This window comes from Streptomyces sp. 2A115, from assembly GCF_052245575.1.
Taxonomy (GTDB): domain Bacteria; phylum Actinomycetota; class Actinomycetes; order Streptomycetales; family Streptomycetaceae; genus Streptomyces.
In genome coordinates this window covers 23,913-37,188 of record NZ_JBQQCG010000037.1, presented here as the reverse complement: position 1 = coordinate 37,188, position 13,276 = coordinate 23,913, and the positions used below count along the sequence as shown (strand labels likewise).

11 protein-coding genes are annotated in these 13,276 nt (G+C 68.5%); 4 read left to right on the top strand and 7 right to left on the bottom strand.

Annotation, left to right across the window (positions count from 1 at the left end; translation table 11 throughout):
• The first annotated feature begins 77 nt into the window (after positions 1-77).
• Together ACTWQR_RS28670 and ACTWQR_RS28665 are read left to right on the top strand one after the other, a co-directional pair.
• Positions 78-281 (top strand): hypothetical protein, encoded by a 204-nt coding sequence (locus ACTWQR_RS28670; protein WP_443230074.1) that lies wholly within the window; start codon positions 78-80, stop codon positions 279-281.
• A gap of 58 nt (positions 282-339) precedes the next feature.
• The gene (locus tag ACTWQR_RS28665) at positions 340-1,794 is read left to right on the top strand and encodes a glyceraldehyde-3-phosphate dehydrogenase (protein WP_443230073.1); all 1,455 of its coding nucleotides are present in this window, start codon (positions 340-342) and stop codon (positions 1,792-1,794) included.
• Between the two features lie 100 nt (positions 1,795-1,894).
• On the opposite strand, the gene ACTWQR_RS28660 is transcribed toward ACTWQR_RS28665, so the two are convergent.
• From ACTWQR_RS28660 to ACTWQR_RS28650, 3 genes are all read right to left on the bottom strand, one after another.
• Positions 1,895-2,722: an SAM-dependent methyltransferase gene (locus ACTWQR_RS28660; RefSeq protein WP_443230072.1), complete on the bottom strand. Its 828-nt coding sequence runs from the start codon at positions 2,720-2,722 to the stop codon at positions 1,895-1,897.
• An 82-nt stretch (positions 2,723-2,804) separates the two neighbouring features.
• A complete protein-coding gene (locus ACTWQR_RS28655; RefSeq protein WP_443230071.1) occupies positions 2,805-3,056 on the bottom strand; it encodes a DUF397 domain-containing protein in 252 nt (83 codons plus the stop codon).
• The gene (locus ACTWQR_RS28650; RefSeq protein ID WP_443230070.1) at positions 3,053-3,925 is read right to left on the bottom strand and encodes a helix-turn-helix domain-containing protein; all 873 of its coding nucleotides are present in this window, start codon (positions 3,923-3,925) and stop codon (positions 3,053-3,055) included. Before ACTWQR_RS28650 ends, ACTWQR_RS28655 begins: the two co-directional genes overlap by 4 nt.
• A gap of 446 nt (positions 3,926-4,371) precedes the next feature.
• Between ACTWQR_RS28650 and ACTWQR_RS28645 the strand changes: the two genes are divergently transcribed.
• Together ACTWQR_RS28645 and ACTWQR_RS28640 are read left to right on the top strand one after the other, a co-directional pair.
• Positions 4,372-4,686 (top strand): ATP-binding protein, encoded by a 315-nt coding sequence (locus ACTWQR_RS28645; protein ID WP_443230069.1) that lies wholly within the window; start codon positions 4,372-4,374, stop codon positions 4,684-4,686.
• 286 nt (positions 4,687-4,972) lie between these two features.
• The gene (locus ACTWQR_RS28640; RefSeq protein WP_443230068.1) at positions 4,973-7,189 is read left to right on the top strand and encodes a WD40/YVTN/BNR-like repeat-containing protein; all 2,217 of its coding nucleotides are present in this window, start codon (positions 4,973-4,975) and stop codon (positions 7,187-7,189) included.
• 170 nt (positions 7,190-7,359) lie between these two features.
• Here the strand turns inward: ACTWQR_RS28640 and ACTWQR_RS28635 are convergent, their stop codons facing one another.
• The 4 genes from ACTWQR_RS28635 to ACTWQR_RS28620 form a co-directional block, all read right to left on the bottom strand.
• Positions 7,360-9,111: an RICIN domain-containing protein gene (locus tag ACTWQR_RS28635; protein ID WP_443230130.1), complete on the bottom strand. Its 1,752-nt coding sequence runs from the start codon at positions 9,109-9,111 to the stop codon at positions 7,360-7,362.
• A gap of 74 nt (positions 9,112-9,185) precedes the next feature.
• Complete coding sequence (locus tag ACTWQR_RS28630) at positions 9,186-11,333, bottom strand: beta-galactosidase (protein ID WP_443230067.1); 2,148 nt, start codon at positions 11,331-11,333, stop codon at positions 9,186-9,188.
• Between the two features lie 46 nt (positions 11,334-11,379).
• Positions 11,380-12,333, bottom strand: a complete 954-nt coding sequence (locus tag ACTWQR_RS28625; RefSeq protein ID WP_443230066.1) for a carbohydrate ABC transporter permease — start codon at positions 12,331-12,333, stop codon at positions 11,380-11,382.
• The gene (locus tag ACTWQR_RS28620; RefSeq protein ID WP_443230065.1) at positions 12,330-13,268 is read right to left on the bottom strand and encodes a carbohydrate ABC transporter permease; all 939 of its coding nucleotides are present in this window, start codon (positions 13,266-13,268) and stop codon (positions 12,330-12,332) included. Before ACTWQR_RS28620 ends, ACTWQR_RS28625 begins: the two co-directional genes overlap by 4 nt.
• Between the last annotated feature and the right edge of the window lie 8 nt (positions 13,269-13,276).

The window sequence follows — 13,276 nt, the reverse complement described above, 5'->3', positions numbered from 1 at the left end:
CGTTCCACGGTCCACAACCGAGGTTCGAAATGTTCGGCGAGGCTCAAACGTCGCGAACCAGTACGCACGTGTCAAGGGTGTCCACAACAACGGAAGGCAACATTCCGGACATCACGGTCCACTCGGGGCCGATCGCGCCCTTCCTCCAGTCCGGCTCCGACTCGTCGAGGCCCGCAGGGTGGCGTGAGCGTTTCTGCGGCAAGGCCGTCACCTGGACGGAAGGCCTGACCGTCCAGGACCGCCTGGATCGGGGCCTCTCCCGCCCAGGTGACACCACTTGAATGACCAAAGTGACAGGGGGTTAACATATGAGCGCCTCCTAGCTCGAAAGATAATTTTGTGACTGTCAATGACGACTCGTTCACCAACTGGAAGAACCGCGAGGAGATCGCGGAGTCGATGATCCCGATGATCGGGAAGTTGCACCGGGAACGGGACGTCACGGTCCTGCTCCACAGCCGCTCCTTGGTGAACAAGTCGGTGGTCAGCATCCTCAAGACGCACCGATTCGCCCGGCAGATCGCCGGCGAGGAACTCTCGGTGACCGACACGCTGCCGTTCCTGCGGGCTCTCATCGCACTCGATCTCGGCCCTTCCCAGATCGACATCGGCATGCTCGCCGCGACGTACAAGACCGACGGCCGCGGCCTCTCGGTCGGGGAGTTCACCGCCGAGGCCGTCGCCGGCGCCACGGGTGCCGACAAGATCGAGCGCCGTGAGCCGCGCGACGTCGTCCTCTACGGCTTCGGCCGCATCGGCCGCCTCGTCGCCCGCCTGCTCATCGAGAAGGCCGGCTCCGGCAACGGCCTGCGGCTGCGCGCCATCGTCGTCCGCCAGGGCGGCGACCGGGCCGCCGAGGACCTCGTCAAGCGCGCCTCCCTGCTGCGCCGCGACTCCATCCACGGCCAGTTCCAGGGCACGATCACCGTCGACGAGGCGAAGAGCACGATCGTCGCCAACGGCAACGAGATCAAGGTGATCCACGCCAACGACCCGTCGGAGGTCGACTACACGGCGTACGGCATCAAGGACGCCATCCTCATCGACAACACCGGGAAGTGGCGCGACCGCGAAGGCCTGTCGCAGCACCTGCGCCCCGGCATCGACAAGGTCGTCCTGACCGCGCCGGGCAAGGGCGACATCCCCAACGTCGTCCATGGCGTCAACCACGACATGATCAAGCCGGACGAGCAGATCCTGTCCTGCGCGTCCTGCACCACCAACGCGATCGTCCCGCCGCTCAAGGCGATGGCGGACGAGTACGGCGTCGTGCGCGGCCACGTGGAGACGGTCCACTCGTTCACCAACGACCAGAACCTGCTGGACAATTACCACAGCTCCGACCGCCGTGGCCGCTCCGCGCCGCTCAACATGGTCATCACCGAGACCGGCGCGGCATCGGCCGTCACCAAGGCGCTGCCCGACCTCAAGGCGAGGATCACCGGGAGCTCGATCCGCGTTCCGGTGCCGGACGTCTCGATCGCGATCCTCAACCTGCAGCTGTCGCGGGAGACCACCCGCGAGGAGGTCCTCGACTACCTCCGCAACGTGTCGCTGACCTCGCCGCTGAAGCGCCAGATCGACTTCACCACCGCCCCCGACGCCGTCTCCAGCGACTTCATCGGCTCACGCCACGCCTCGATCGTCGACGCCGGCGCCTCCAAGGTCGAGGGAAACAACGCGATCCTCTACCTGTGGTACGACAACGAGTTCGGCTACTCCTGCCAGGTCATCCGCGTGGTCCAGCACGTCTCCGGGGTGGAGTACCCCACCTACCCGGCCCCGGCTGCCTGAGGCGGCCCACGAGCCGCGGCTCCCGGGGCCGCTGTACGGCCGTAGCAAGGCGCGCGGGTGAGCCGCAGTCGAGCGGCTCACCCGCGTGTCCGGGACTCGGCTACGGTTTGATGCCCACCCCGGTCCACAGACTGACCTGAGCATCCGTGGGCGGCTCCGTCGTGGCGGCGTCGCCGTCCGAGGAGTCCGGACGCCAGCGGTGGCCGACGGTGACGCCGGGGTCGAGCAGGTCGAGCCCGTCGAAGAAGCGGACTACGTCCTTCCGTGGGCGGAACTGCACTGGCGTACCCGCGTTTGTGTAGATCTCGGTGACCTTCTCCCAAGTGGGCGGGTCGAAGTCGGGCGTGCAGTGGCTCAGGGCCAGGGCGCTGCCCGAGGGGAGGGCGCCCAGCAGCCGGGCGACGATCCCGTAGGGATCCCGGGCGTCGGTGACGAAGTGCATGAGGGCGTTCATGGACAGCGCCACGGGTCGGCCCAGGTCCAGGACCTCGGCCAGCTCGGGGGCGTCCAGGAGCGCCTCGGGCTCGTTGATGTCCGCCTCGATGTAGGCGGTACGGCCCTCAGGCGTGCTGCGCATCAAGCGCTCGGCGTACTTGAGCACGAGGGGGTCGTTGTCGGCGTAGAGCACCCTGGCGTCGGGAACCACGGACTGCGCCACCCGGTGCAGGTTCGGTTCGGTGGGAATGCCGGTGCCTATGTCGAGCCACTGGCGGATGCCGTGCTCCTGTGCGAGGACCCGGGTTGCCCGGTGCATGAAGGCCCGGTTCTCCCTGGCGCACACGAAGATGCCGGGATAGGCCGCGGCGACGGTCTCGGCTGCTCGCTTGTCGACGTCGAAGTGGTCCTTGCCGCCGAGGTAGTAGTCGTACATACGGGCGGAGTGCGGCCTGCTGGTGTCGATGTCTCGGGTGGTGTGGGGGGTGGTCATCTGTCCTCTTCGTGGTGTGCGTCGGCGTGCCGGGCAGGTCGCAGCCGGGGCCGGCCGGCGTCCCTCCCGTGCACGGTCTGGTTCAGCCGGCCGTCAGATGGTCGGCGAGGCCCTGCTTGACCCCCGCGACGAACGCGGTGATCTCCTCCGGTGTGTAGATCAGCACGGGACCGGCGGGGTCGGTCGACTGCCGCATCGCGACGCGTCCGTCGGCGAGTCGCTTCATCTCCACGCACTGGCCCCCGTTGGGACCGCTCCATGGACGCTCCCAGCCCTGCTCGTCGAGGTCCGACGCGGACATCCCGTTGTTGGCACTGCCGTCGGTGCTGGTCATGAGTACTCCTTGCGCATGCGGTGCAAGAGGGCCTTGCTGTCCGCCGACGAGGTCAGCAGGGACATCCGGTTGTGCGCCTCGAGATGGGCGGCGACGTCGGAGCGCTGGTCCAGGTACATCGAGCCGGAGAGGATCTCGCTGTACACGATGTCGGGCAGCTCCGGCTCCTCGAACCGGAAGTAGGTGAAGGGGGCGCATGCCCCGACGTGGGCGCCCGCGGAGAACGGCACGATGTCGACACCTACATGGTCCAGCTCCGAGACCTCCAGAAGCCGGTCGATCTGCTCCCGCATCACCTCGGCGCCGCCCACCACCCGGTGCAGCACCGCCTCCTCCATCACCACCCACAGAGTGGGCGCGTCGGGTCTCTCCAACAGGCTCTGCCGGCGAAGCCGCAGATCGACCCGCCGCTCCAGATCCTCCGCGCTGTCGTTGGGGAAGCCCCCGCGCAGGACGGCGCGCGCATACCCGTATGTCTGCAGCAACCCCGTGACGTACTGGGGCTCATACGTGCGCAGGGTCCTGGCGCCGGTCTCCAGGCTCACATAGGCACTGAACCAGCCGGGCAGCACATCGCGGTACGCGTGCCACCAGCCAGGCTCGTTCGCCCGCTCGGCCAGTGCGATGAACTCGTCGATCTCCCCCTGTTCGGCCCCGTACGTCTGCAGCAGCCTCTCGACGTAGAGGGTCTTCAGGGCCACCTCCGCCTTCTCCAGACGGCGGATGGTCAGAGGCTTGACGTGCAGGGCCTTCGCCGCGTCCTCCAGCGACACCCCCGCGCCTCGCCGCAGTTCCTGCAGCCGGCTGCCCAGGATCATGCGGAGAACGGTGGGCGCACTGGTGCCTGAGCCCGAACGAGTTTCGCTCACGCTCTACCTCCTGAGGAACCGTCACCACTACGAGTCTGACAGCGACTTGCTGATGGCACCAGCCGGATATCGCCTTCCTGAAATTATCAGGCAGCCTGTTGCAGCGTGAACGCAACTGCGAGCATAGTTACTTGTGTGAGCGATCCCACCAAGCGCGAGCGCACCTCTTGTCAACTCACGTCACACCCAGCGGAGTTGGCATGCTCTGGCGTTCGAGCCGCGGACCGGCCGGAACACCCCTCTCAGACAGAGCCGTCGCTCACCTCTCCCCCCATCCCCCCGCTGCGCTCGTCCCATGCTGGAAGGCAACCACCGTGTCCCCCCACACGCCTCCCTCCCCCCAACTCTTAGACCACGCGGCCCCGGGCAGCGCACTCTGGCTCGAACTCCCGGCAGACCGAACCAGCGTCAAAGTCGCCCGCCACGCCCTGAGGGAGCGCCTCACCATGTGGCACCTGCCCGGCGAGTTGTGCGCGGACGCCGTCCTGCTTCTGTCGGAGCTGGCCACCAACGCGATACTCCACACGGTCAGTACGCGGTTCCTGTGCGGCGCCGGGCTCATCACGGACGGGCGCCTCCGCATCGAGGTACACGACGGTGACTGCACGGGCCGCGCTCTCCCCCGACGCGACCCGGACCTCGACGACGAGAGCGGCCGCGGGCTGCTCCTCGTGCAGCAGATCGCGGACGCCTGGGGAGTCGACCGCTCGGCACTCACCGGAGGCAACGCCGTGTGGGCGACCTTGCCAACCCCCCGCTGAGTACGCCGAGTTCGAGCGTGGTCGCCCTGCTTGGTCGCGAGGTTCAGGAGGCCACCTCGGGGTATCGCGCGGGTGTGCCACGGCCTCCGCCTCCAGATGGCGACGGACACGGCGGTCGTCCCCGGGAAGGGGCAGACGGTGCAGATCACCCGACACGCATGACGGTCCCGTCCACAGACCCTGGCGTCCCTCCCGTCACCGCGGCCGTCTCGCGCTCTTCTGCTCAACTCCCGTCTCCCATAACGTCATTGCGGTTTGAAGTGGCCATGACGATGGAAGGGCTTTCATGGGCAGAGGTCTGCTTTCGCTGGTTCTCGCCGCGGTAACCGGTGCCGCGTTGCTCACGGCTCCGGCGGCCGCCGCACCACCCGGGCCGACGGATGTGTACCGACCGGTCCGTGGGCCGTCCGCCCCGGCGGAGTACCGGTACCTCCAGAAGACCCTGCCGGGCGAGTCGATTCCGCGCCACGCCCATGACCTCGCCGCGGCCGAGGCCGCGGAACTGCCCGCCGTCGGTGGGCGCTGGAAGGGCGTCGGCCCCACCAACATCGGCGGGCGGATCGTCTCCCTCGCGCTCGACCCGAACCGCGCCGACACCCTGTACGCGGCGGCCGCGAGCGGCGGGCTGTGGCGCAGCACGGACGCCGGGGAGACGTTCCAGTCGGTGTGGCCCGACAGTTGGACGCAGGCCATGGGCGCGGTCGCCACCTCCCCGGACGGCACCCTGTACGTGGGCACCGGTGAACCCAATCCGGGCGGCGGCAGCATCACGTACGAGGGGACGGGGCTGTACCGGAGCAAGGACGGCGGCCGGACCTGGACGCCGATCGGTCTCCGCGACTCCGGTGCGATCAGCGCCATCACCATCGACCCCGCCAACCCCCGACGCATCTACGTCGCCGCCGCCGGATCTCTGTACAACGGCGGCGGCGACCGGGGCGTGTACCGCTCGGAGGACGGCGGCGCCACCTGGGAGCAAATCCTGGCCGGTGCCAACGAGTTCACCGGCGCCACCGAGATCGTGGTGGACGGCGACCGGCTGTACGCCGTGCTGTGGGACAAACGCCGCCGCCCCGATCTGCGGACGTACGGCGGTGAGGGCTCCGGCGTCTTCCGCAGCACGGACGGCGGCGAGACCTGGCAACGGCTCGGCGGCGGTCTGCCCGACCGGGGCCCCGACGTGGGACGCATCGGCCTGGCCGTCGCGGGTGACCGGCTCTACGCGATCGCCAACAAGTCCAATGGTTCCTTCGAGGGTTTCTACGCATCCGCCGACGGCGGTGACAACTGGACCCGCACCCCCGACAACCAGGCGCTCGCCGACTCGCAGTCCAGCTTCGGCTGGTGGTTCGGCAAGGTGTGGATCGATCCCCGGGACACCGAGCACGTGCACGTGGCCGGGGTCGCCCTGCTGACCACGAAGGACGGCGGCGCCGGCTGGACGGCCGACGACACGAGCATGCACGTCGACCACCACGCCATGGTGTGGGACCCGCGCCGCCCCGGCCGGGTCTACCTCGGCAACGACGGCGGTGTCTACCGCTCCGACTCCGGCGGCGACGGCGGCTGGGTCAAGTCCCGCCACCAGCCGTACACCCAGCTGTACAGCGCGGCGATCAGCCCCCAGGACGTCACGAGGATCTCGGGCGGATCCCAGGACAACGGCTCGCTGCGCTCCTGGGGCGGGGAGAAGTTCAACGAGTACCTCGGCGGCGACGGCGAGGAGAACCTGATCAACCCGACCGACGTGAACAACGTCTTCGCCTGCTACCAGTACGGCAACTGCTTCCGCTCCAGCGACGGCGGCGACTCGCTCACGTACTTCGCCGACAGGACGACGTACCAACGCCGCAACTGGTTCACGCCGGTGGTCTTCGACCCGCGCGACCCGAAGGTCCTCTACTACGGCTCCGAAGTCGTCAACCGCTCCACGGACGGCGGCGAGACCTGGCAGCCCATCAGCCCCGATCTGTCGGGCGGACCCGGTTCCGACCCCCTCTACGCCAACTACGGCACCATCACCTCGATCGCCCCGGCGGACGACGGACGCACCCTGTACGCCGGAACGGACGACGGTCGCGTCTGGGTCACCAAGAACCTGGGGGCGACCTGGACGAAACTGGCCGAGGGGCGCCCCTGGGTGACCCGTGTGGTCGTCGACCCGAAGAACCCGAACCGGGTCTGGACCACGCACTCCGGCTACCGCTCCGGCTCCCCCCTCCCCCATGTCTACGGCAGCACCGACGGAGGCAGGCACTGGCGGAACCTGTCGGGCAACCTCCCGGCGGCGCCCGTCAACGACCTGGTCGTCGCGCGGGGCGGCGTTCTGTACATCGCCACCGACCAGGGCGTGTTCACCAGGGGCACGGCCGGCGGCCGCTGGCTGCGCCTCGGACGCGGCATGCCGCAGGTACCGGTCGACGACATCGAGTACGACGCGGGACACCGCCGTCTGGTGGCAGCGACGTTCGGCAGGGGCTTCTACGAACTGACCACTCCCTGAGCCGTCGCGTGCTCCCGGGCGTCCCGTCGGCCGACCGGCGGGACGCCCGGCCCGACAACAAGGGGCGCTTCGTCCGGAGGAACGCCAAGGCCGGTCTCTGCCTGCTCGACGAGCGATGAGCTCGCCCACTTGGGGTGAGCTGACGAGTCAGCTCACCCCACACCTCGGATCTACTGGACGAGCTCCCATTCCTGCGAGCCGTCCGTGGCCGCGTTCTGCAAGGTCAGCGGCGCTCCGTCTGACGCGCCGGTCAGGTACAGGTTCGTGTTCTTGACCGACTGCAGTCTGTAGAAGCCGTCCTCTGTCTTGATGAGGTTCCAGCTGCCCGTGGCGCTGTTGTCGACCCACTGGCCGATCCGCTGGCCGACCGTCGCGTTCCCTGTCCAGATGGCTGCCGCGCGGCCGCCCGACTTGTTCAGCAGAGTCGTGCCGCCATTCGGCTCGGTCACCACGTGCCAGTACTGGGTGTCCTCGTTCGCCGCTGAACCTGGGTCCTCCAGCACGACGTCAGGAACGTCCCCATTACCGATGTTCGCGTCGTTGGTCTTGTTTCCGGTGCCGATCACCTGGTCGGTCTTCCGGTTCACAAGCTGGTAGTAGGCGCCGTCCGAGTGGCCGAGATCGACCTCGGCGTAGGCGAGCGTCGACGTGCCCTGGTTGTTGAGTATCGAGATGCGGCCGGTGCCCTCGACATACTGCAGGTTGCGGCTGTAGCCGCCCTGCGAGGTCGTCTGGTACTCCTTCCACGTGCCGTCGCTGCGTCCGCTCTCGTTGACCCAGACGTTGCCGCTGCCCGCGGCGTTGTAGACCAGGCGTCCGCCGGGGAGTCTGATGATGACGGGACTGCCGTTCATCGAGAGAGCACGGGAGCCGGCGGCGACCGGCAAGGAGGCGACGGACTCGCCCGTGGGGGAGCCGGTGTAGAACTTCAGCGGGTCGTCGGAGATCCGGAACCTGGTGTTGGCTCCGCCGCCCCAGTACTCGTAGGGGAGGAGCCACTTGCCGTCCGTCGTCCGGACGACGTTCGCCATGCCCGGCCGGCCGCCTCCGATCTCCTTCTTGCCGCCTCCCATGTCCTGGGTCAGTCCCGCGATGTCGACGACGGGTGCGCTCCACTGAGCGCTGCGGCCGTCCCAGGTCTTGTGGGCGAGAATCTGGCCGTGCGAATCCGGGGCTGTGTCGTTCGCGGGGTCCAATGTCGGGACGCCGGTGGCCTGATCGAAGCCGGTGTAGTCGTTCTCGTCGGAGTAGTAGCAGACAAGTTTGCCCTTGTAGACCATGAGGTACGGCTCCCACAGGGGATCCACCTGCTTGTACGTGTTCGCGTTGGCTATGTTCTGCCCGACCGCGCCCGCGCTGCCGCCCTGCCATCCGCCGGTCGCGATGACGTTGACGACCTTCCACGTCGCACCGTCGTCGGTGCTGGAGTACAGGGCGATCGCCAGGTCTTTGCGGTCTCCGTCGTTGGACGGCGTCCAGTTCGGGTCGGCTGCCTTGTGCTCGCGGTAGTAGTAGTCGTCGCCCGACACGACACTCGCGAGGAGCAGCGTGCCCTTCTTCAGGTTCCCGACGTCCTGCGGAAGCGCGTAGAGATAAGGGTTCGTCCAGTTGCTCGTGTACTTCGCGTACCGGTCATCGCTGGAGAGGTACGCCGGAGCCTTGACCTCGGACAACGGCTGCCACGTCGTTCCGTGGTCGTCGCTCTTGTAGACCGGGAGAGTCTGTCTGTCGGCGCTTCCCGTCTCCGGCACGACCGTGGACTTCTCGAACGACGCGACCAGACGTCCGCTCGGCAGCTGTGCTGATTTCGGGTAGACCGCGCAGTTGCCCCGCCCCTTCAGACACGGTTCGTTTCCGAGCTGATAGAGGGTCCCGCCGGTCGGGTCGTACGCCTGCGCGCCTGACGCGGGTATGGCCAGCATCGCGGACGCCGCGACGAAGGTTCCGAGTGCCTTACCCAGCTTTCTGCTTTGCACAGTTCCTCCTTTGGTGATGCTCAGATGTTCGGCTGAACGAGCACGCGCACGTCCCAGGCGCCGAGGTCCAGCGCCGTGCCCGCGGGGAGGGGCGTGCCGTTCAGTGCGTCAAAGAGGTCCACCGGGACGGGAATGCTCGCGGGCTCCCAGCTCCAGTTGTGGACGATGTGGACACGGCGGTCGTCGGGGGACGTGCCGGTCGTCGCGGTGACGGAGGCTGGGAGGTCCCGCCACGCGCTGCGGGAGGCCGGTGCCATCCAGGCGGCCAGCGCCTGGGCGAGGTCGCGGCCGGGCACCGTACCGACGCAGGTGACCCGGCCTTCGCCGTGGCGGCGGGTGGTGACCGCGGGCCAGCGGCCGAAGTGCGGGTGGTCGTACTCGACGAGCACCTCGGCATCGGTGACGGTGAGGCCGTCGATCCACCGCGTCGCCGTCGCGTTCGCCGGCAGCTGGAGCGGGCCGCCGGGAACGGCACGGAGCGGGACGTCGTGCGATACGTTGCTGAACTCGTCGTAGTGGACGCCCGCGGCCCCGACCAGCCGTCCCGGTGCCGCCTCGTGGCGAGCCCGGGCCTCGTGGTCGGCGTAGGCGGTGCGCGGGCCGAGGACGAGGTGGCCGCCCGCCCGGGCGTAGGCCTCCAGCCAGTCGACCGTGGTGTCGTCGACGACGTACAGCGCCGGGGCGACGAGCACGGGGTGACGCCGGGCGCCCTCCTCGGGCGTCAGACCCTCCCGCTCACCGCGCGGGTCGTGCAGCTGCCGGGCGTGGACGATACGCACCTGTCGGCCGGCGTCGAAGGCGCCACGGTAGAAGGGGTCGAAGAACCGGTGGTAGGCGGCGCTGTCCGGTTCGCCGTCGGCGGTCGCGAGCGGCGGGTACTTCTGCATCAGCCACTTGCTCGGCATCGAGTAGACCATCGCGATGTCGGCGTCCGGCTCAAGACCGGCCACCAGAGGGCCCGCGGCGTCGAACTCCGCGCCGAGACGGGCGATCTCGGCGTACGTACGGCCGGGTTGGCCGCTGTGCGGAAGGACGCCGCCCCAGTAGGTCTCCGCGCCGTAGCGCAGCGTCTGCCACTGCCAGTACTCGATCATCCGCGCTCCGCGCGCGACGTGCGCCCACGCGGTCTGCCGCCACTGGCCGTCGTATCCGGGGCCGTTGTCCCACGGGAAGCCGATGGAGTTCGCGTTGGTCTCGGTGACCAGGAACGGCTCCTGGCGCGAGGAGAACATCCAGTCCGCGGTCTGGTACATCGCCCAGAGGCCGGTGGTCTTCCAGATCTGCTCGTGGTCGTCGGGCGTCGGGTCGGGCAGCAGCAGTCCGTCCTGCATGTCGTAGTACGGGTTGCCCGAGGCGATGTCGAGAGCGTCCGTCATCTCGTCGTCCTCCACACCACTGCGGGTGTAGGAGATGCAGGTGGTGACGAAGTGCTCGGGCTGGGCGTACTCGCGGACGATGTCGGCCTGCCAGCCGATGAACTCTGTCACCTGGCGTGCCTGGAACTCCCGCCACGCGACGTCGTACTGGGGCTGGGCGTTGCCGTCCGGCGTCCACAGGTCGGCCCAGGTGGACAGGCGGTGCGACCAGTAGACCAGGCCCCACTCGCGGTTGAGGGTCTCGACGTCGCCGTACTTGTCGCGCAAGTGGTCCACGAAACGCTGGAAGACACCGTGGTTGTGGAAGAGGTGCAGGCCCGGCTCGTTGTCCACCTGCCAGCCGATGACCGCGGGGTGGTCGGCGTACCGGGCGGTCATCTTGCGGATCACCCGCTCGGCGTGGAAGCGGAAGGCGGGGTGGGTGAAGTCGACCTCCTGGCGGGCGCCCCAGCCGAGGCGCTGTCCGGTGGCGTGCTCACCCGTGATCTCCGGGTACTGCCGCGCCAGCCACGGAGGCGCGGCGTACGTCGGTGTGCCGAGGATGACGGAGATCCCGCGTTCGTGGGCTCCGTCGAGCACCGGCTGGAGCCAGTCGAGGTCGAAGCGTCCGTTCTCGGGCTCCCAGGTCGACCAGACCGACTCGCCGACCCGGATCACGGTGAAGTTCGCCTCGGCCATCAGGTCGAGGTCGGTCTTCAGCCGCTCCTCGAGCCGCGACTCGGGGTCGTAGGCGGGCGTGTACTCGTGGTAGTACGCGGCGCCGAAGAGAACACGGGCGGGCAGAACCGCCATGGAAGGGCCTCCGAGAGAGAGTGAGGTGAGGGGGCGCGTACGCGCGTTACTGCTTGACGCCGCCGGTGGCCAGGCCGCTCTGCCAGTACCGCTGGAGCAGGAGGAAGGCCACGACCAGCGGGATGATCGAGATAAGGGACCCGGTCGTGACGAGCGCGAGCATGTCGCTGCTGGCGCCCGCCCCGCCGCTCTGCGCCTGGGACGCCCAGGAGGAGAGCCCGACCGTGATGGGGTACAGCTGTGGGTCGTTGAGCATGATCAGCGGGAGGAAGTAGTTGTTCCAGGTCGCGACGAGAGTGAAGAGCACGACGGTCACCAGACCGGGAGCCAGTAGCCGCAACGCGATCTGGCAGAAGATCCGGACCTCTCCGGCACCGTCGATGCGGGCGGCCTCGAGGAGGCTGTCGGGGACGGCGTCCTGCGCGTAGATGCGCATGAGGTAGAGGCCGAAGGGGCTGACGAGTGAGGGCAGGACGATGGCCCAGGGGGTGTTGACCAGCTCCACCTTCGCGAAGAGCAGATAGGTCGGGATGGCCAGGGCGGTGGTCGGGACCATGATGGCGCCGAGTACGAGGTTGAAGGCGGCGGTGTTGCCCCGGAACCGGAACTTGGCGAACCCGTACCCCGCCGCGGCCGCCAGCAGCGCGGCCCCGAGCGCGCTGCCGACGGCGTACAGCACGGTGTTGAGCAGCCAGTGCACGAAGACGCCGTCGTCGTGGGTCAGCGTCGTCCTGATGTTGGTGAACAGCTGCGGGGTGCGGGAGAACCACAGCCCGAAGCTGTTGATGAGGTCCTGGGTGCTCTTGGTCGAGGCGATGAGCAGCCAGAACAGCGGCAGCAGGAAGTAGGCGAGGACGGCCAGCATGACGATCGTCAGCGGGGTGCTGCGGCGGCGGGCCGACGACCTGCGGCGCCGGGTGTCACGTGCCGTGCGCGTCCCGCCCTTCCCCGCGGCGCTCGGGGCCGTCGGGGTCGTGGCCGTGGGAGTAATGGTGGTCACCGGGTCCTCCTGCGGTTCGCGGTGAGCAGGATGGAGTAGGAGACGATCACGATGACCAGTCCCAGGAGGAAGGAGACCGCGGCCGCGTAGTTGACCTGCTGGCCGGTGAAGGCGAGGGAGTAGGAGTAGAGGTTGGCGGTGTAGGAGCTGTCGATGACGTCCGGGGCGATGGCCTGCAGCAGCTTCGGCTCGTTGAACAGCTGGAAGCTGCCGATCACGGAGAACAGCAGGGTGAGCAGGAGGGCCGGCCGCAGCGCGGGAAGCTTGATGGACCAGGCGATCCGCCAGGGTCCCGCCCCGTCCACGGCGGCCGCCTCGTACAGCTCCTCGGGGATGGTCCGCAGCGCGGCGTACAGGATGATCATGTTGTAGCCGACGAACTCCCAGGTCACGATGTTCGCCAGGCTGCCGAGCATCCAGCCGTCACTGAGGAATTGCGGGACCGGCAGATCGAGGTTCCGGCCGAGCTGGGCGAAGGGGCCGAAGTCCGGCCCGTAGAGATACCCCCACATCAGCGTGGCGACCACGCTCGGGATGGCGTACGGCACGAAGATGCCCAGCCGGATCACACGTGCCAGCCGCAGCAGACCGCTGTCGAGCGCGAGCGCGAAGAGCAGCGCCAGGACCAGCATCAGGGGGACCTGGATGAGGAAGAAGGTCACGACCCGCAGGACGCCGTCCCGCAGAAGCGGGTCCTTGACGGCGGTTATGTAGTTGTCGAGGCCGACGAACGCCGTCCCGCCGATGAGCTTTTCCTGGAACAGGCTGATGTAGGCGGCATAGGCGAGCGGAGCGAGGAAGAGCAGAAGGAACAGCACCATGAACGGTGCGACGAACAGCGGCCCTGCCGCACCGCGGCGCGGGCCACCGGGCCGGTGACGCGCCGGCCCTGCTCGGCGCGGGTCCTTGCGGGAGGCCGCGGTTGTGGCAGTCATCGTCGGGC